The organism is Streptomyces sp. NPDC050121, assembly GCF_044460385.1.
In the GTDB taxonomy this organism is placed as follows: domain Bacteria; phylum Actinomycetota; class Actinomycetes; order Streptomycetales; family Streptomycetaceae; genus Streptomyces; species Streptomyces soliscabiei.
In genome coordinates this window covers 454,485-470,490 of record NZ_JBITJV010000003.1, presented here as the reverse complement: position 1 = coordinate 470,490, position 16,006 = coordinate 454,485, and the positions used below count along the sequence as shown (strand labels likewise).

Sequence of the window (16,006 nt, the reverse complement as noted above, 5' to 3'; positions counted from 1 at the left end):
CGTGGGATCGCAGGGCCGCGGGGCCGTGAGCGTTACTTCTCCACCTTCGTCTTGTAGCCCCGCCCCCACTGCAGCCCCCACCCGTACAGCCGGTCCAGCTCCGCCTGGAATCCGTAGACGAACCGCACCTCGCGCCGGACCATCAGCTCCCCCTTCACGTTCTCGATCATCACCACCGCGCAGGACCGGGCCTGCGGATGCCGCTCGTCGAGCCCTATCTCGATCCGCGGCCCGTTGCTCGGGTACAGCGTGACGATGGCGTGGGTGCGGTCGAACGCCGGCGTCTGGTCGTAGATGTAGACGAAGACCAGCAGTCGCTTGATCTCGTCCCGGTGGTCGAGGTTGACGTACATCGTCTCGCCGGACGCCGAACCGAACCGGTCGTCGCCGCTCAGCTTCACGTACGGCGCCGCGTTCACGTCCCCCAGCAGGCCGCCCAGCGGCTGGACGACGCCCTTGGTGCCGTCGGCCAGCTCGTACAGGCAGCCGAGGTCGAGGTCGACGTTGACCATGCTCTGGCTGTGTCCGATGACCTCCGGGGGCCGCAGCGCCTTGAAGGGGTGGCGCAGCAGGCTCTCGCGCTGCGGACCGCCGATGTCGGACGTCCGCATCCGCCAGGTCAGGTTCACCCGTAGGTTCCCCGTCGCGGCGCCCTGCTTGGTGAGGGAGACCTGATGATGCCGCTTGGTCAGCTCGATCGCGTTGCTGGCCGCGCTGCCCGAGTCGAACTCGGCCGTTCGGCTGCCCAGAATTCCGTCGAAGAAGCCCATTCCCGCCCCCTGCCTCCCCATCGTTCGCCACAAGGATCCGCCACAAGGATCCGCCGCAAAGCCGGCGGGGCGGCCGTGGAGGACAGTTTCCTCACCGGCCGCCCCGCACAGAGCGTTCCTCAGTCAGAAGGTGATCACACCCCGGACGAGACCTCAGTCTTCTCGTCCGAGCCCTCCGCTTTTCCCTCGGCGGCCGCGAGTGCCTTGTTGCGGCGAACGGAGGACCAGAAGGACCAGGCGATCAGGACCACGCCGACGAGACCGGTGATGACCTCGTTGATCTGGTGCTGGATGGTGACCAGGAGGAGCACGGCGAGGGCGCCGATGGCGTAGTGGGCGCCGTGCTCCAGGTAGACGTAGTCGTCGAGGGTGCCCTGGCGGACCAGGTACACGGTCAGCGAACGGACGTACATGGCGCCGATGCCGAGGCCCAGGGCCATGAGGACGATGTCGTTGGTGATGGCGAAGGCGCCGATCACGCCGTCGAAGGAGAAGGACGCGTCGAGGACCTCGAGGTAGAGGAACATGAAGAACGCGGCCTGGCCGGCCAGCACGACGGGCGAGCGCTGCTTTCCGCTGCGCACCGCCTCTTCCTCCTCCTCGTGCTCGCGTTCCTCCTCTTCTTCGAGTTTGTCCTCGAAGTAGCCGGAGAGACCGCCGACGATCATGTAGGTGATCAGGCCGGCGATGCCGGAGATCAGCACCGTCTGCGCCTTGTCGACGTGGGCGCCGCCGTGCTGGTGGGCGTGGGTGGCGAAGGTGAAGGAGGTGATCAGCAGGACGATCAGGGCGATGCAGACCGACAGCATGTCGACCTTGCCCAGCTTGGCCAGCGGGCGCTCGATCCAGCGCAGCCACTGGATGTCACGGTCCTCGAAGATGAAGTCGAGGAAGATCATGAGCAGGAACATGCCACCGAAGGCCGCGATCGACGGGTGGGCGTCGGTGACGAGTTGCTGGTATTGGTCCTTGTCGTTCAGCGCTAGATCGACGGCGTCGATCGGACCGATCTTGGCGCTGATCGCCACGATGACGACGGGGAAGACCAGCCGCATACCGAAGACGGCGATGAGGACACCGACGGTGAGGAAGATCTTCTGCCAGAAGGCATTCATCTTCTTCAGGATTCCGGCGTTGACCACCGCGTTGTCGAACGACAGCGAGATCTCGAGGATGGAAAGGATCGCCACGATGCCGAAGGCGGTCCATCCGTCGTAGAGCACTGCGGCGACCAGGCCGAGCGCGGTGACCGCGAACGACCAGCCGAAAGTTTTCAGAAGCACTGGCTACCCAATCGTGTATGTACGGGTCTCCCCCGCGCCGTACTCGGCTTTACGAAACTTTGAAGCCGAAGTCTAGTCCCGCCCCCTTCGCAGCCCACAGGGGAGGGCTTTTTGCTCATAAAGCGCTAGGAGACGTGCACACCGAAGTCCAGGGCGATGCCTCGCAGACCCGACGCGTACCCCTGGCCCACCGCCCTGAACTTCCACTCGCCGCCGTAGCGGTAGAGCTCGCCGAAGATCATCGCGGTCTCGGTCGACGCGTCCTCGCTGAGGTCGTAGCGGGCGAGTTCCTGGCCGTCGGCCTGGTTGACGACGCGGATGAAGGCGTTGGAGACCTGACCGAAGGTCTGGCCGCGCTCGTCCGCCATGTGGATGGAGACCGGGAAGACGATCTTGTCGCACCGGTCGGGCACCTTGGAGAGGTCGACCAGGAGCGACTCGTCGTCGCCTTCGCCCTCGCCGGTGAGGTTGTCGCCGGTGTGCTCCACGGAGCCGTCCGGACTCTTGAGCTGGTTGTAGAAGACGAACCACTCGTCCCCCATGACCCGCCCGCTCGAGCACAGCAGCGCGCTGGCGTCGAGGTCGAAGTCGGCTCCGGTGGTGGAGCGCGCGTCCCAGCCGAGTCCGACCATCACCTGAGTGAGGTTCGGCGCGGCCTTGGACAGGGAGACGTTGCCTCCCTTGGCGAGCGTGACGCCCATTGCTGGTCCTCCCCTAGGTACTGCTTCTTCGGTTGTCCTGCACTCCCCCAGAGGGGGGCGGACCCCCAGGCGCCGCCCGTAAACGGTGCGGCGCCGGAGGGTCGGGCTTTCGGTGACCTCAGGTCCTCCGGGTCAATCAGACGTTGACGCCGAAGTCCTGCGCGATGCCGCGCAGACCCGACGCGTAGCCCTGGCCGATGGCGCGGAACTTCCACTCCGTGCCGTGCCGGTAGAGCTCGCCGAAGACCATCGCGGTCTCGGTCGACGCGTCCTCGCTCAGGTCGTAGCGGGCGATCTCGGTGCCGCCGGCCTGGTTCACGACGCGGATGAACGCGTTGCGGACCTGGCCGAAGGACTGCTGACGGTTCTCGGCGTCGTAGATCGACACCGGGAAGACGATCTTCTCGACGTCGGCCGGGACGGCGGCGAGGTTGACCTTGATCGCCTCGTCGTCGCCCTCGCCCTCACCGGTGGTGTTGTCACCGGTGTGCTCGACCGAGCCGTCGGGGCTCTTGAGGTTGTTGAAGAAGACGAAGTTGGCGTCGCTGCCGACCTTGCCGGAGTTGTTCAGCAGCAGCGCGCTGGCGTCCAGGTCGAAGTCGGTGCCGGTCGTGGTGCGGACGTCCCACCCCAGACCGACGATGACCGCGGTCAGGCCCGGGGCCTCCTTGGTCAGCGATACGTTGCCGCCCTTGCTGAGGCTGACTCCCACGAGTCCTCCATTGGTGTCCTGGGGCGGGGAGCCCCGTGGTGCGTTGGATATCGGATCAACGAGTCGATCCTAGTGACGGGTTCCCGCACCACGCAGGCCTTGGAGCCGAAGAATCACAGGGTGTCGGCGCCGGGCCGGGCCGGCGGCGGGACCGGAGGGGATCAGAGGGTGTCGAGTGCCGTGACGTACTCGCCGAGGTCGCGCGCGTCGGGCAGCGCGTTGACGACCGTCCAGCGCACGACGCCCTCCTTGTCGATGACGAAGGTGCCGCGCACCGCGCAGCCCTTGTCCTCGGCGAAGACGCCGTAGGCGCGGGAGACCTCGCCGTGCGGCCAGAAGTCGCTCAGCAGCGGGTACTCCAGGCCCTCCTGCTCGGCGAAGATGCGCAGGGTGTGGATGGAGTCGTTGGAGACGGCGAGCACCTGGGTCTCGCGGTCCGCGAACTTCGGCAGGTTGTCGCGCACCTCGCACAGCTCACCGGTGCAGACGCCGGTGAAGGCGAAGGGGTAGAAGAGCAGGACGACGTTCTTGCTGCCCCGGAAGTCGGAGAGCTTCACGGTCGCCCCGTGGTTGTCCTTGAGTTCGAAGTCGGGGGCCTTGTCGCCGACCTGGATCGCCATCGCGTGGATGTCCCTTCGGATGGGGCTGTCTGGGTGAGAACACCCTACGCAGCAGGCACCACGGGACGGCGGACGGGCCGACCGGAGTCGGTCGGCCCGTCCGTTTCGAGACCGGATTACCTCGACGAGGTCACTTCTTGGACTTGGCGGCCTTGGGCGTCACCAGCCGGCTGCCGCTCCAGTCCTTGCCCACGCTGACGCTCTTGCTGGCCGACAGACCCGCAGTCGTCGCGGCTTCGGAGATGTCGCTGGGCTCCACGTACCCCGTACGGCCGGTCTTCGGCGTCAGGAGGAGGATCGACCCGCCTTCTTCGATGTACGTGGTGGCGTCCACCAGCGCATCCGTCAGGTCTCCGTCATCGTCGCGGAACCAGAGCACCACGGCGTCGGCGACGTCGTCGTAGTCCTCGTCCACCAGATCGCTGCCGATGACTTCCTCAATGGACTCGCGGAGCTCCTGGTCGACGTCGTCGTCGTAGCCGATCTCCTGGACCACCTGCTCGGGCTGGAACCCCAGCCTGACGGCAGGGCTCGTCCGCTCCTCCGCGTGGTCCGCGGTCGCGCTCACGGGTTGCCTCCTGATCATGATTCGGGAACTAACTCAGCCACGCGCGTGCGCGAAGCATTGGCCGTAGTCCACACGGGCGGGACGGATCGCGCAAGTACCCGGCGGTTCGGACCGCCGAAACGGTGACGATCCTGGCCGTGTCGACGCAACTCCAGGCATGAGATCCAGACGGAAGGTGACATACGCCACACCCATCTGCCCTGTTTGCGTATTTGAGAACCATCCAAGGGTACGAGATTCGAACGAGTGCCGGTTACCTAGGGGTAGAGATGACGTTTGCGGCCCCTAGGTACACGATGGGGGCTGTGCAGGTCACCCTCGCCCAGTCCCCCACCCAATCCTGCACCTAGTCCCCCACCCAGCCCCACACAGCCCTCTGACAGGTAAGGAACAGCGTGGCTTCCGGATCCGATCGCAACCCGATCATCATTGGCGGCCTTCCGAGTCAGGTTCCTGACTTCGATCCCGAGGAAACCCAGGAGTGGCTCGACTCCCTCGACGCCGCGATCGACGAGCGCGGCCGGGAGCGGGCCCGCTACCTCATGCTGCGCCTGATCGAGCGGGCCCGCGAGAAGCGCGTGGCCGTGCCCGAGATGCGCAGCACGGACTACGTCAACACCATCCCCACCAGGGCCGAGCCGTTCTTCCCGGGCAACGAGGAGATCGAGCGGCGGATCCTGAACGCGACCCGTTGGAACGCGGCCGTGATGGTGTCCAGGGCCCAGCGCCCGGGCATCGGCGTGGGCGGCCACATCGCCACCTTCGCCTCCTCCGCGTCCCTCTACGACGTCGGCTTCAACCACTTCTTCCGCGGCAAGGACGAGGGCGACGGCGGTGACCAGGTCTTCTTCCAGGGCCACGCCTCCCCGGGCATCTACGCGCGCGCGTTCCTGCTGGACCGGCTCAGCGAGGACAACCTGGACGCGTTCCGCCAGGAGAAGTCCAAGGCGCCGCACGGTCTGTCCTCGTATCCGCACCCGCGGCTGATGCCGGACTTCTGGGAGTTCCCGACGGTGTCGATGGGCCTCGGCCCGATCGGCGCGATCTACCAGGCGCGGATGAACCGCTACATGCACGCGCGCGGGATCGCCGACACGTCGAAGTCACACGTGTGGGCGTTCCTCGGCGACGGCGAGATGGACGAGCCGGAGTCGCTCGGCCAGCTGACCATCGCCGCCCGCGAGGGCCTGGACAACCTGACCTTCGTCGTCAACTGCAACCTGCAGCGGCTCGACGGGCCGGTGCGCGGCAACGGCAAGGTCATCCAGGAGCTGGAGTCGGTGTTCCGGGGCGCCGGCTGGAACGTGATCAAGCTGATCTGGGACCGCTCCTGGGACCCGCTGCTCGCGCAGGACCGGGACGGCATCCTCGTCAACCGGATGAACACGACGCCGGACGGCCAGTTCCAGACCTACGCCACCGAGTCAGGCTCGTACATCCGCGAGCACTTCTTCGGCGACGACCAGCGGCTGCGCGCGATGGTCGAGGGCATGAGCGACGACCAGATCCTGCATCTGGGCCGCGGCGGTCACGACCACAAGAAGATCTACGCGGCGTTCAAGGCGGCCGTGGAGCACACCGGCCAGCCGACGGTCATCCTGGCCAAGACGGTCAAGGGCTGGACGCTGGGCCCGAACTTCGAGGGCCGCAACGCCACGCACCAGATGAAGAAGCTGACGGTCGCCGACCTCAAGGGCTTCCGCGACCGGCTGCACCTGCCGATCTCCGACAAGGAGCTGGAGTCCGGCGCGCCGCCGTACTTCCATCCGGGCCGGGGCTCGGAGGAGATCCAGTACATGCACGACCGCCGCAAGGGCCTCGGCGGTTACGTCCCGACCCGCGTCGTCCGCTCGAAGCCGCTCGCGCTGCCCGAGGACAAGACGTACGCGAGTGTGAAGAAGGGCTCGGGTCAGCAGTCGATCGCCACGACCATGGCGTTCGTACGGCTGCTCAAGGACCTCATGCGGGACAAGGAGCTCGGCAAGCGGTTCGTGCTGATCGCGCCGGACGAGTACCGCACGTTCGGCATGGACTCCTTCTTCCCGAGCGCGAAGATCTACAACCCGCTCGGCCAGCAGTACGAGTCCGTGGACCGGGACCTGCTGCTCGCGTACAAGGAGTCGCCGACCGGCCAGATGCTGCACGACGGCATCTCGGAGGCGGGCTGCACGGCCTCGCTGATCGCGGCGGGTTCGGCGTACGCCACGCACGGCGAGCCGCTCATCCCGGTCTACGTCTTCTACTCGATGTTCGGTTTCCAGCGCACCGGCGACCAGTTCTGGCAGATGTCGGACCAGCTGGCGCGCGGTTTCGTCCTGGGTGCGACCGCCGGCCGTACGACCCTGACCGGTGAGGGTCTCCAGCACGCCGACGGCCACTCACAGCTGCTGGCCTCGACGAACCCGGGCTGTGTCGCCTACGACCCGGCGTACGGCTTCGAGATCGCGCACATCGTGCAGGACGGGCTGCGCCGCATGTACGGCAGCTCGGCCGAGCATCCGCACGGCGAGGACGTCTTCTACTACCTCACGGTCTACAACGAGCCGATCCAGCACCCGGCCGAACCGGCGAACGTGGACGTCGAGGGCATCCTCAAGGGCATCCACCGCTTCAGCGCGGGCACGGCCGGCCAGATCCCGGCGCAGATCATCGCGTCCGGTGTGGCCGTCCCGTGGGCGGTGGAGGCGCAGAAGATCCTCGCCGAGGACTGGAACGTCAAGGCGGACGTCTGGTCGGCGACCTCCTGGAACGAGCTGCGGCGCGAGGCCGTCGAGGTCGAGCGGCACAACCTGCTGCACCCGGAGGAGGAGCAGCGGGTGCCGTACGTGACGCGGAAGCTGACCGGGGCCGAGGGGCCGTTCGTGGCCGTCTCGGACTGGATGCGGTCGGTGCCGGACCAGATCGCGCGGTGGGTGCCGGGCACGTACCAGTCGCTGGGCGCGGACGGCTTCGGCTTCGCCGACACCCGGGGCGCGGCCCGCCGCTTCTTCCACATCGACGCCGAGTCGGTGGTGGTGGGCGTGCTGACCGAGCTGGCCCGGGAGGGCAAGGTCGACCGGTCCCTGCTGAAGCAGGCCATCGACCGCTACCAGCTGCTGGACGTCGCCGCGGCCGACCCGGGGGCGGCGGGCGGCGACGCGTAGCGCGTACCCGTACCACGGGGGTGGGGCGGTGGGGCTCGTGGCTCCACCGCCCTTACTCGTTCTTTACGATGCGAGCATGCAAGAACAATCGGCGCAGGGCCGGTGGGAGTTGTGGACCCAGCGGCCGCTGTTCGCCCTCGCCGTGGTGTTCGCCGTCGCCTACGTTGTCCCGATCGTGGACACCTCGGCGGACCATGCGCTGACGAGCCTGTGCACCACGGTCGAGTGGGTGGTGTGGGGGGCGTTCGCCACGGACTATGTGATCCGGCTGGCGCTGACGTCCGACCGGCGGCAGTTCGTCCGTACACACTGGATGGACCTGTGCGCGGTGGTGCTGCCGGTGGTGCAGCAGCTCAAGCTGTTGCGGCTGGTCGCGACGCTGCTGCTGGTGGGGCGGCGGGCGCGGATGGCCTCGCAGATCCGGATGACGACGTATGTCGTGGGGGCGGTCGTCGGGCTGCTGATGTTCGGCTCGCTCGCCGTGCTGTCGGTGGAGCGGGACTCGCCGGACGGGAACATCCGCACCCTGGGTGACGCGCTGTGGTGGTCGTTCACGACGATGACGACGGTGGGGTACGGGGACCACTCCCCGACCACCGGGCTGGGCCGGATCATCGCCGTGGGGTTGATGCTGTCCGGGATCGCGTTGCTCGGTGTCGTCACCGCGAACATCGCGGCGTGGTTCATCGAGCGCTTCGAGAAGGACGATGTCGAGGAACGCGCCCAGACGGAGGCGATCCTGGCCCTGACGGAGGAGGTACGGGCCCTGCGCGCGCAGGTCGCGGCACTGCAGCCCGGTCCGCTAGGGCCTGTCCGGCGGATCGAGTCGCAGGAAGCAGCGGCGCCTGATCAACGCAGGTGAGCGGGGAATGGTGCGTCCAACTGCAAGGCGGAGGAGGGCGTCGACGCGGAGCATCGGCAACCGACGACAACGCCGGTGGGGGCACCTCCCGCTCGAGCGAAGCCGAGAGTGGGGGAGGGCGTGCCATCCCCCACGTCTGCGGCACGATCCGCCGGACAGGCCCTAAAGCAGCCCGTTGCCCGTGCCCGCCGCACCCGCCAGCCAGATGATCGCCAGCAGTGTGTCGATCGCGCCGAGGACGACGGCGACCAGGGCCGGTACCGGGCGGGAGCCCGCCCAGGTGCGGCCCATGGCCAGCCAGCCGCAGACGATCGCCGCGGGGCCGAGGACGATCCCCAGCGCGAAGAACCCGGCGACCGCACAGACGAGGCCGACAAGGCCGAGCGTCGCGCGATCCGGCCCGGTCCGTGACCCCATGCGGCCACGTGAGCGGGGGTACCTGCGCGTGCCGTGTCCGAAGCCGGCCATCATCAACTCCCTGGTTTCCGGGGATGTTTCGATGGCCGGGTACCCACGGCGCGCGGTTCATGCCCGCCGAACCGGTCAGGGCCGCGGCGCGCTGTCCCCCTCCGGCAGCGCGCCGCGGCCCTGACCGCCCTCCCATCCGGAGGGCTTGACTAACTGTGACCTGCGACGCGTGCCGGATGCGAGGAACCTTTAGCGTTGTCACCCTGATAGGGGAAACTTCTTGAAGTCCCGTCAGATATGACCGACGCCCGCGCCCGCCTCCGCGTTCTCCCCGCGCTTGGTGAGCAGCGCGACGAACACGGCGACGACCGCCACCCCGGCCGCGACCAGCGACGCGAGGCTCATGCCGGAGATGAACGTGTCATGGGCGACGTCCGTGATCTTCGCGGCGACCGCCTCGGGCGTTCCCTTCGCCACCGGCGCGACGCCGACCTGGACGGCCTCGGAGGCCTGGTCCAGCTGGGCCGGGGTGAGCTCGGGCAGGCCCGCGCCCTTCCAGTTGCCGGGCAGGTCGCCGTCCACCTTGGACGCCATCACCGCGCCCAGCACGGCCGTGCCGAGGCTGCCGCCGATCTGCATGGCCGCCTGCTGCAGTCCGCCCGCGACGCCCGACAGCTCCATCGGGGCGTTGCCGACGATGACCTCCGTCGCGCCGACCATGACCGGTGCGAGGCCGAAGCCCAGCAGGGCGAACCAGATCGACATCACAGCGCTGCCGGTGTCCGTCTCCAGCGTGGACATGCCGTACATGGCGATCGCGGTGGCGGCCATGCCGCCGGCCAGCGGGATGCGCGGGCCGAGCTTGGTGATCGCCGCGCCCGCGAGCGGGGAGCCGACGATCATCATGCCGGTGAGCGGGAGCAGGTGCAGGCCCGCGTCGATCGGGCTCATGCCGTGCACGTTCTGCAGGTAGAACGTCACGAAGAACAGGCCGCCCATGAAGGCGATCGCCATCAGGACCATGAGGACGACGCCCGCCGACAGCGGGACGGAGCGGAACAGCCCCAGCGGGATCAGCGGCTCCCCGACCTTCGTCTCCCAGAGGGCGAAGGCCGCGAAGAGGACCACCGAGCCGATGATGAACGCCCATGTCAGGCCGTCGCCCCAACCCCAGGTCGGGGCCTTGATGAGGGCCCAGACCAGGCAGAACATCGCGCCCGAGAGGAAGGCGATGCCGAGCAGGTCGAAGGAGCGCGGAGCGTTCTCGGCGCGGTGGTCGAGCAGGATCAGCACACCCAGGACGAGCGCGATGGCGCCGACCGGCACGTTGATGAAGAACACCGACTGCCAGTTGACGTGCTCGACGAGAACGCCGCCGAGGATCGGACCGCCGGCGGTCGAGGCGCCGATGACCATGCCCCACAGGCCGATCGCCATGTTGAGCTTCTCGGCCGGGAAGGTCGCCCGCAGCAGCCCGAGCGCCGCCGGCATCAGCAGCGCGCCGAACAGGCCCTGCAGTGCCCGGAAGGCGACGACCGCGCCGATGCTGCTGGACAGGCCGATCGCGCCGGACGCGGCGGCGAAGCCGACGACGCCTATCAGGAACGTCTGACGGTGGCCGAAGCGGTCACCGAGCTTGCCCGCGGTGATCAGGGAGACCGCGAGGGCGAGGAAGTACGCGTTGGTGATCCACTGGACCTCGGCGAAGGTGGCGCCGAGGTCGCTGGCGATGGCCGGGTTGGCGATGGCCACGATGGTGCCGTCGAGGGCCACCATCATGACGCCGACGGCAACGGTGATGAGGGTGAACCACGGGTGGCCGCGCAGCCCCTTGGCGAGCGGCCCCTCCGACGGGTCTGCCGGCGCCTTGCCCCCCGGACCCGTCGAGTCGATGGTGGTCTGACTAGTCATGCGTTCGAGGCTAGTGACAGCCACTGACAATTGACAAACGAGTTCACAAGTCGGTAACTGACACCTATGGAAACACTGCGCGAACGCAAGAAACAGCGCACCCGGGAGGCGCTGCTGCGGGCCGCGGTGGAGCTGTTCACCTCGCAGGGATACGAGCGGACGACCGTCGACGAGATCGCCGAGGCCGTCGACGTGTCGCAGCGCACCTTCTTCCGCTACTTCGCCGGCAAGGAGGAGGCCGCGCTGGCCCTGGTGGAGATGACGGTGGCACGGTTCGTGGCGGCGGTGCGCGAACGCCCTTTGCACGAGGCGCCGCTGGAGGCGCTGCGCCAGGCCGTCGTGGAGGGCTGGTACGCGATCAACGACGTCGTCGAGTCCGTCGTACCGGTCGAGACGTATCTGCGGCTGTACCGGGTGATCGAGTCGACGCCGGTGCTGCTCGCCGCGCATCTGCGGCGCTCGGCGGAGGTCGAGGAGACTTTGGCGCGGGTGATCGGCGAACGCGAGGGCCTCGACGTGGACGCCGATCCGCGGCCGCGGCTGGTGGTGGCCGTGTTCAGCGGGGTGATGCGGGTGACGGAACGGCAGTGGACCCTCGGCGACGACTTCAGCCTGGAGGGGGTGCGCGCGCTGACGGCCCTCAATCTGGACGGGGTGGGACCGGCCCTGCTGGGCGGCTGGCGCGAGACCTGAGAGCGCGAAGGCCTGAAGCGCTATATGACCATTCCCACGCCGAATGAAACGTGATCCCCGTCACTTGGGTCACCCGAGACCCTCCCGTTCTCCTAGTGTGTCCTTTCAGTGACTTCCTTCGACACCTCCCCTCAACTCAGCGTCTGGCGCGCCCTGGCCGCCCTGGCCGTGGTGTTCGTGATGCTGGCGACCACCGGCTGGACCGCCAACCGCCAGCACCGGGAGAGCACCGCCGTCCAGGCCGCGCGCACCGCGTGGGAGCACGGTCGACTCGCGGGCCACCAGCTGCCGGATCCCGACGCGGCCCCCGCCCGCCTCGCCCGCTTCTTCGCCTCGCTGACCGCCCCGCAGCGCACCGCGCTCGCGCAGGACTACCCGCTCGCGGTCGGCAACATGAACGGCGCCCCCGCCGAACTGCGTTACCGCGCCAACCGTGTCGCCCTGCTCCAGCAGATCCGCCTCGAGCGCACCCGCATGCACGACAGCCGCCTCACGCCCTCCGGGCAGCAGTTGGCCGGCCGCCGCATGCACCGCTACGAGGCGCTGAGCGCGGCCGGCCGGCAGATCCTCGCCTTCGACCCCGACGGCTCCGGCCGGGTCGCCGAGGTGTTCGGCAGCCTCGACAAGGCCGAGCGGATCTCCGTCGTCGTCCCCGGCGTCGACACCGACCTGCTCACCTTCCAGCGCACGAACCGCAAGTACTCGGCGCCCGTCGGCATGGCCCAGGCCCTCTACGCGGCCGAGCGCGAGGCGAGCCCCTCGACGCGTACGGCCGTGATCGCCTGGGCCGACTACACCTCCCCCGACGGCCTGGGCATCGACTCGGCCACCGCGATGCGCGCCCAGAGCGGCGCCGTCCGGCTGAACGCCCTGCTGGGCGCCCTGCCGGGGAGCGCGCCCGTCTCGATGTTCTGCCACAGCTACGGCTCCGTGGTGTGCGGGGTGGCCGCGCACGCCATGCCGGACCGGGTGGCCGACATAGCGGTGGCCGGCAGCCCCGGCATGCGGGTGGAGAAGGCGGCCCAGCTGGACACCGACGCCCGGGTGTGGGCGATGCGGGACGCCGACGACTGGATCCAGGACATTCCGCACCTGGAGTTCGGCGGCCTCGGGCACGGCGAGGACCCCATGGCGGAGGCCTTCGGCGCCCGGGTGCTGTCGGCACGGGACGCCAAGGGCCACGGCGGCTACTTCCAACCGGGCACGGACAGCCTGCGCAACTTCGCCGAGATCGGCACTGGCTCGTACCGCTCGGTGGAGTGCGCCCACGACGACGATGCCTGCACGACGGGTTTGTCCGACACGACAAAGGCCGGACGCGCGTAGAGACGCAGGAATTGCGGCGCGCGCGGGGAGGGGACGAAGAATGGGTGTCCCGCATACGATGAGCCGCATGGGTGACGTACTGGCCGGATTTCATGCCGCCTGGGAGTTCGAGTCCGACTCCGTCCTCATCCGCTACGAACGGGGGCTGCGCACGCCCAAGCTGCTGTCGGCGCTGGGAGAGCGCCGGATTCCGCTGGCGGCCATCGGCCAGGTGACGCTGGCCCCCGGCAAGCGGGGGACGGTCGTCCTGCACGCGGAACCGCGGCCGGGAGCCGACCCGTTGATGGAGGCGGCGGCGGGGCAGCTCAAGGAAGGGTGCGACCCGTACCGGCTGGTGCTGCCCGCCGAACGCGAGACGCTCGCCGAGTACTACGCGGACGAGCTGAAGTCGCGGCTGACCGACTCCGGTCCGGCGGATCGTTTCCTGGTGGACGCTCCCGAGGCGCCGCTGTCCTTCAAGGCGTACGACGGGAAGGCCTCGTTCGACGGGCGTACCGTGCGCTTCCGGTGGTTCTGGACGGGCGCGTCGTCGGCGAAGTGGAAGGCGGGCGACCAGAGTTTCGCCGTCTCCGAGCTGAGCGGGGTCGAATGGCGCTCGCCGGAGGTGTTCGAGGGGCATCTGCGGCTGCTCAACGGGGAGCCCGCGCCGGTGCAGGCCGACCAGGATCCGGCGACGGTCGTCTTCGGGCTGGGGTACGGACCGGTGCACGAGTCGCTGCCGTTCGCGGCGGCGGTCCTGGCCGCGGTCCGCGGGCGCGGGGCTGCGGCGGCCGTCCCGGCAGCGGCCGCGCCCCGCCGGGATCCCGCCGACATCGCCGAGCGGATCCGGCATCTCGGAGAACTGCACAGCGCGGGGCTCGTCACGGACGAGGAGTTCTCCGCGAAGAAGGCCGAGCTGTTGGCCGAGCTCTAGGGGCGCGCCCTTCTCTCCCTCGCCCCTCGCCTCCGGGCAGCTCTACTCGCGTCCGGCGGAGGTGGACCTCATGTCGGCGTAGCGGTCGCCTGCCACCTTGCCCGCTATCGGCTCCAGCAGGGCCAGTTGCTCCTCCGTCAGCTCGATGGTGGCCGCCGCCGCGTTCTCCTCCACCCGGCCCGGCTTGCGGGTGCCCGGGATCGGGATCACCGGCAGGCCGTGGACCTGGGACTGCTGCTGGACCCAGGCCAGGGCGATCTGGCCGATCGTCGCGTCGTGGGCCCCCGCCACCGTGCGGATGGGGTCCAGGAGCGTCACGTTCGCGGCGGCGTTCTCGCCGGTGAAGCGGGGCTGCTGGCGGCGGAAGTCGTCGGCGGTGAGGTCCTGGTCGGCGTTGGTGAAGGAGCCGGTGAGGAAGCCCCGGCCGAGCGGGGAGTACGGGACCAGGGTCACGCCCAGTTCGCGGGCCGCGGGCACCACGTGGGCCTCGATGTCCCGGCTGAACAGCGACCACTCCGACTGCACGGCCGCGATGGGGTGGACGCCCTGCGCGGCGCGCAGCTCGGCGGCCGTCACCTCGCTCAGCCCCAGCTGCTTGACCTTGCCCTCGCGCACCAGTTCGGCCATCACGCCGACGGTCTCCTCGATCGGCACGTTCACATCGCGCCGGTGCATGTAGTAGAGGTCGATGACGTCGACGTCCAGCCGCTTCAGGCTCGCCTCGACGCAACTGCGCAGGTAGGGAGCGTCGTTGCGGATGATCCGCCGGGTCGGGTCGTCCGGGTGGACCGCCAGGGCGAACTTGGTGGCGATCACGACCTCGTCGCGGTGCGCCTTGAAGAACGGGGAGAGGAACTTCTCGTTCTCGCCCGCGCCGTACGCGTCGGCCGTGTCGTAGAGGGTGACGCCGAGTTCCAGGGCGCGTTCCAGGGTGGCCCGGGACTCCTTGGCGTCCGCGGGGCCGTACGCGAAGCTCATGCCCATGCAGCCGAGGCCCTGGACGCCGACCTCGGGGCCGTCCTCGCCGAGTCGTGCCGTCGGGATCGTGCTGTCGGTCATCCGGCCTTCTCCTTCTCGTAGACGCGCCCGGCGTCCGCATAGAAACTGATTTTCCGGTCCAGTACGGCGAGGGTGTCCTGCAGTTCGGAGATCCGGTCCAGGACGTCGCGGCGGGTCGACTCGAGCAGTTCGAAGCGCTCGGTGAACGTCTGGTCGCCCTCGCGCACCAGCTCCGCGTACCGCACCATGTCGGCGACCGGCATGCCGGTGAGCCGGAGCTTGCCGACGAAGTCCAGCCAGTCCAGGTCGCGGTTGCTGTAGCGGCGCTGACCGGTGTGCGAGCGGTCGACGTGCGGCATCAGGCCGATCCGCTCGTACCAGCGCAGGGTGTGCGCCGTCAGGCCCGTGAAGGCGACGACCTCACTGATCGTGTAGCTGTCCTGCCCTGCCGGTCGCCGATGCGGGTTCGGCGGGGCGGCGCAGCTGTCGGTCCTGGTACCCGTGGTCTCCATCACCGTCATGGCCCCAACGCTATGGCCTTGGAGTGCGCTCCAAGCAAGCGGAAACGGTAAGAAAACGGGGGGACGGGGCTTGATCGCACTGGTTAGCGTGCGGGGCATGAGCCTCGTACGCCGTGCCCTGCCCGAGGACGCCGCCGAAGTGCTGCGGCTGCGTCAAGTGATGATCGACTCGATGTGGCCCGTGGACGGGTCCACCGACTGGCATGTCGAGTCGCTGCCCACGCTGCGGGCGCGGCTGGCGGAGCCCGACGGGGACTTCGCGGCGTTCGTCGTGGAGCACCCGGAGCGGGCGGGGGCGCTGGCCGCGCTGGTCGTCGGGACGATCGAGTACCGGATCGGGCGGGCCGGCGACCCGCACGGGATCACCGGGTACGTCTTCAGCGTCGCCACCGATCCGGACGCGCGCCGCCGCGGGTACGCGCGCGCGTGCATGGACGCGTTGCTGGAGTGGTTCCGCGCGCGGGGCGCCTCGAAGATCCACCTCACGGCGTCCGCCGACGCGGCGCCGCTCTATGCGTCCCTCGGTTTCAAGCCCAAGCCGGACCCGTTGATGGAGCTGCTGCTGTGAGCGTCTCG

The 16,006-nt window shown here is 68.9% G+C and carries 16 protein-coding genes; 6 read left to right on the top strand and 10 right to left on the bottom strand.

Going from position 1 to position 16,006, the window contains the following annotated elements; genetic code table 11:
- Nucleotides 1-32: 32 nt before the first annotated feature.
- The 6 genes from ACIBTS_RS06895 to ACIBTS_RS06870 form a co-directional block, all read right to left on the bottom strand.
- A complete protein-coding gene (locus tag ACIBTS_RS06895) occupies nt 33-770 on the bottom strand; it encodes a Tellurium resistance (protein WP_079662626.1) in 738 nt (245 codons plus the stop codon).
- A 134-nt stretch (nt 771-904) separates the two neighbouring features.
- A complete protein-coding gene (locus tag ACIBTS_RS06890) occupies nt 905-2,053 on the bottom strand; it encodes a DUF475 domain-containing protein (RefSeq protein ID WP_399317111.1) in 1,149 nt (382 codons plus the stop codon).
- Between the two features lie 125 nt (nt 2,054-2,178).
- Nucleotides 2,179-2,754, bottom strand: coding sequence for a TerD family protein (locus ACIBTS_RS06885; protein WP_319673423.1), 576 nt, complete (start codon nt 2,752-2,754; stop codon nt 2,179-2,181).
- Nucleotides 2,755-2,890: 136 nt separating this feature from the next.
- Entirely contained in the window at nt 2,891-3,466 is a 576-nt protein-coding gene (locus ACIBTS_RS06880) for a TerD family protein (RefSeq protein ID WP_399317109.1), read from the bottom strand.
- A 161-nt stretch (nt 3,467-3,627) separates the two neighbouring features.
- Nucleotides 3,628-4,086, bottom strand: a complete 459-nt coding sequence (locus tag ACIBTS_RS06875; RefSeq protein WP_399317107.1) for a peroxiredoxin — start codon at nt 4,084-4,086, stop codon at nt 3,628-3,630.
- 130 nt (nt 4,087-4,216) lie between these two features.
- The gene (locus tag ACIBTS_RS06870) at nt 4,217-4,654 is read right to left on the bottom strand and encodes a DUF3052 domain-containing protein (protein ID WP_057583034.1); all 438 of its coding nucleotides are present in this window, start codon (nt 4,652-4,654) and stop codon (nt 4,217-4,219) included.
- 395 nt (nt 4,655-5,049) lie between these two features.
- On the opposite strand from ACIBTS_RS06870, the gene aceE reads away from it, so the two are divergent.
- Together aceE and ACIBTS_RS06860 are read left to right on the top strand one after the other, a co-directional pair.
- Nucleotides 5,050-7,797 (top strand): pyruvate dehydrogenase (acetyl-transferring), homodimeric type, encoded by a 2,748-nt coding sequence (gene aceE / locus ACIBTS_RS06865; protein WP_399317105.1) that lies wholly within the window; start codon nt 5,050-5,052, stop codon nt 7,795-7,797.
- A gap of 76 nt (nt 7,798-7,873) precedes the next feature.
- Complete coding sequence (locus ACIBTS_RS06860) at nt 7,874-8,659, top strand: potassium channel family protein (RefSeq protein ID WP_399317104.1); 786 nt, start codon at nt 7,874-7,876, stop codon at nt 8,657-8,659.
- Between the two features lie 162 nt (nt 8,660-8,821).
- Here the strand turns inward: ACIBTS_RS06860 and ACIBTS_RS06855 are convergent, their stop codons facing one another.
- Both ACIBTS_RS06855 and ACIBTS_RS06850 read right to left on the bottom strand, forming a co-directional pair.
- Nucleotides 8,822-9,130, bottom strand: coding sequence for a small hydrophobic protein (locus tag ACIBTS_RS06855; RefSeq protein WP_079662619.1), 309 nt, complete (start codon nt 9,128-9,130; stop codon nt 8,822-8,824).
- 228 nt (nt 9,131-9,358) lie between these two features.
- Nucleotides 9,359-10,978, bottom strand: a complete 1,620-nt coding sequence (locus ACIBTS_RS06850; RefSeq protein ID WP_319672876.1) for an MFS transporter — start codon at nt 10,976-10,978, stop codon at nt 9,359-9,361.
- Nucleotides 10,979-11,044: 66 nt separating this feature from the next.
- Between ACIBTS_RS06850 and ACIBTS_RS06845 the strand changes: the two genes are divergently transcribed.
- The 3 genes from ACIBTS_RS06845 to ACIBTS_RS06835 all read left to right on the top strand — a co-directional run bounded on the left by ACIBTS_RS06845 (nt 11,045) and on the right by ACIBTS_RS06835 (nt 13,910).
- On the top strand, nt 11,045-11,671 hold the full coding sequence (locus ACIBTS_RS06845; protein WP_399317102.1) for a TetR/AcrR family transcriptional regulator: 627 nt from the start codon (nt 11,045-11,047) through the stop codon (nt 11,669-11,671).
- A gap of 108 nt (nt 11,672-11,779) precedes the next feature.
- Nucleotides 11,780-12,997 (top strand): alpha/beta hydrolase, encoded by a 1,218-nt coding sequence (locus tag ACIBTS_RS06840; RefSeq protein WP_319672874.1) that lies wholly within the window; start codon nt 11,780-11,782, stop codon nt 12,995-12,997.
- Nucleotides 12,998-13,055: 58 nt separating this feature from the next.
- Nucleotides 13,056-13,910 (top strand): DUF4429 domain-containing protein, encoded by an 855-nt coding sequence (locus ACIBTS_RS06835; RefSeq protein WP_399317214.1) that lies wholly within the window; start codon nt 13,056-13,058, stop codon nt 13,908-13,910.
- 42 nt (nt 13,911-13,952) lie between these two features.
- Here the strand turns inward: ACIBTS_RS06835 and ACIBTS_RS06830 are convergent, their stop codons facing one another.
- Nucleotides 13,953-14,969 carry an aldo/keto reductase gene (locus ACIBTS_RS06830; RefSeq protein WP_399317100.1) on the bottom strand — a complete coding sequence of 339 codons (1,017 nt, stop codon included), beginning with the start codon at nt 14,967-14,969 and terminating at the stop codon, nt 13,953-13,955.
- Nucleotides 14,966-15,430: a MerR family transcriptional regulator gene (locus tag ACIBTS_RS06825; RefSeq protein WP_399317098.1), complete on the bottom strand. Its 465-nt coding sequence runs from the start codon at nt 15,428-15,430 to the stop codon at nt 14,966-14,968. The genes ACIBTS_RS06830 and ACIBTS_RS06825 overlap by 4 nt, the downstream gene beginning before the upstream one ends.
- A gap of 97 nt (nt 15,431-15,527) precedes the next feature.
- On the opposite strand from ACIBTS_RS06825, the gene ACIBTS_RS06820 reads away from it, so the two are divergent.
- A complete protein-coding gene (locus tag ACIBTS_RS06820; RefSeq protein WP_399317096.1) occupies nt 15,528-15,998 on the top strand; it encodes a GNAT family N-acetyltransferase in 471 nt (156 codons plus the stop codon).
- The last annotated feature ends 8 nt before the right edge of the window (nt 15,999-16,006 follow it).

Bases quoted from the DNA above. Each gene is read 5' to 3' on its own strand.
- ACIBTS_RS06895 (WP_079662626.1), bottom strand. From the start codon at position 770: ATGGGCTTCTTCGACGGAATTCTGGGCAGCCGAACGGCCGAGTTCGAC.
- ACIBTS_RS06885 (WP_319673423.1), bottom strand. From the start codon at position 2,754: ATGGGCGTCACGCTCGCCAAGGGAGGCAACGTCTCCCTGTCCAAGGCC.
- ACIBTS_RS06875 (WP_399317107.1), bottom strand. From the start codon at position 4,086: ATGGCGATCCAGGTCGGCGACAAGGCCCCCGACTTCGAACTCAAGGAC.
- ACIBTS_RS06860 (WP_399317104.1), top strand. From the start codon at position 7,874: ATGCAAGAACAATCGGCGCAGGGCCGGTGGGAGTTGTGGACCCAGCGG.
- ACIBTS_RS06855 (WP_079662619.1), bottom strand. From the start codon at position 9,130: ATGATGGCCGGCTTCGGACACGGCACGCGCAGGTACCCCCGCTCACGT.
- ACIBTS_RS06850 (WP_319672876.1), bottom strand. From the start codon at position 10,978: ATGACTAGTCAGACCACCATCGACTCGACGGGTCCGGGGGGCAAGGCG.
- ACIBTS_RS06845 (WP_399317102.1), top strand. From the start codon at position 11,045: ATGGAAACACTGCGCGAACGCAAGAAACAGCGCACCCGGGAGGCGCTG.
- ACIBTS_RS06835 (WP_399317214.1), top strand. From the start codon at position 13,056: ATGAGCCGCATGGGTGACGTACTGGCCGGATTTCATGCCGCCTGGGAG.
- ACIBTS_RS06830 (WP_399317100.1), bottom strand. From the start codon at position 14,969: ATGACCGACAGCACGATCCCGACGGCACGACTCGGCGAGGACGGCCCC.
- ACIBTS_RS06825 (WP_399317098.1), bottom strand. From the start codon at position 15,430: ATGACGGTGATGGAGACCACGGGTACCAGGACCGACAGCTGCGCCGCC.
- ACIBTS_RS06820 (WP_399317096.1), top strand. From the start codon at position 15,528: ATGAGCCTCGTACGCCGTGCCCTGCCCGAGGACGCCGCCGAAGTGCTG.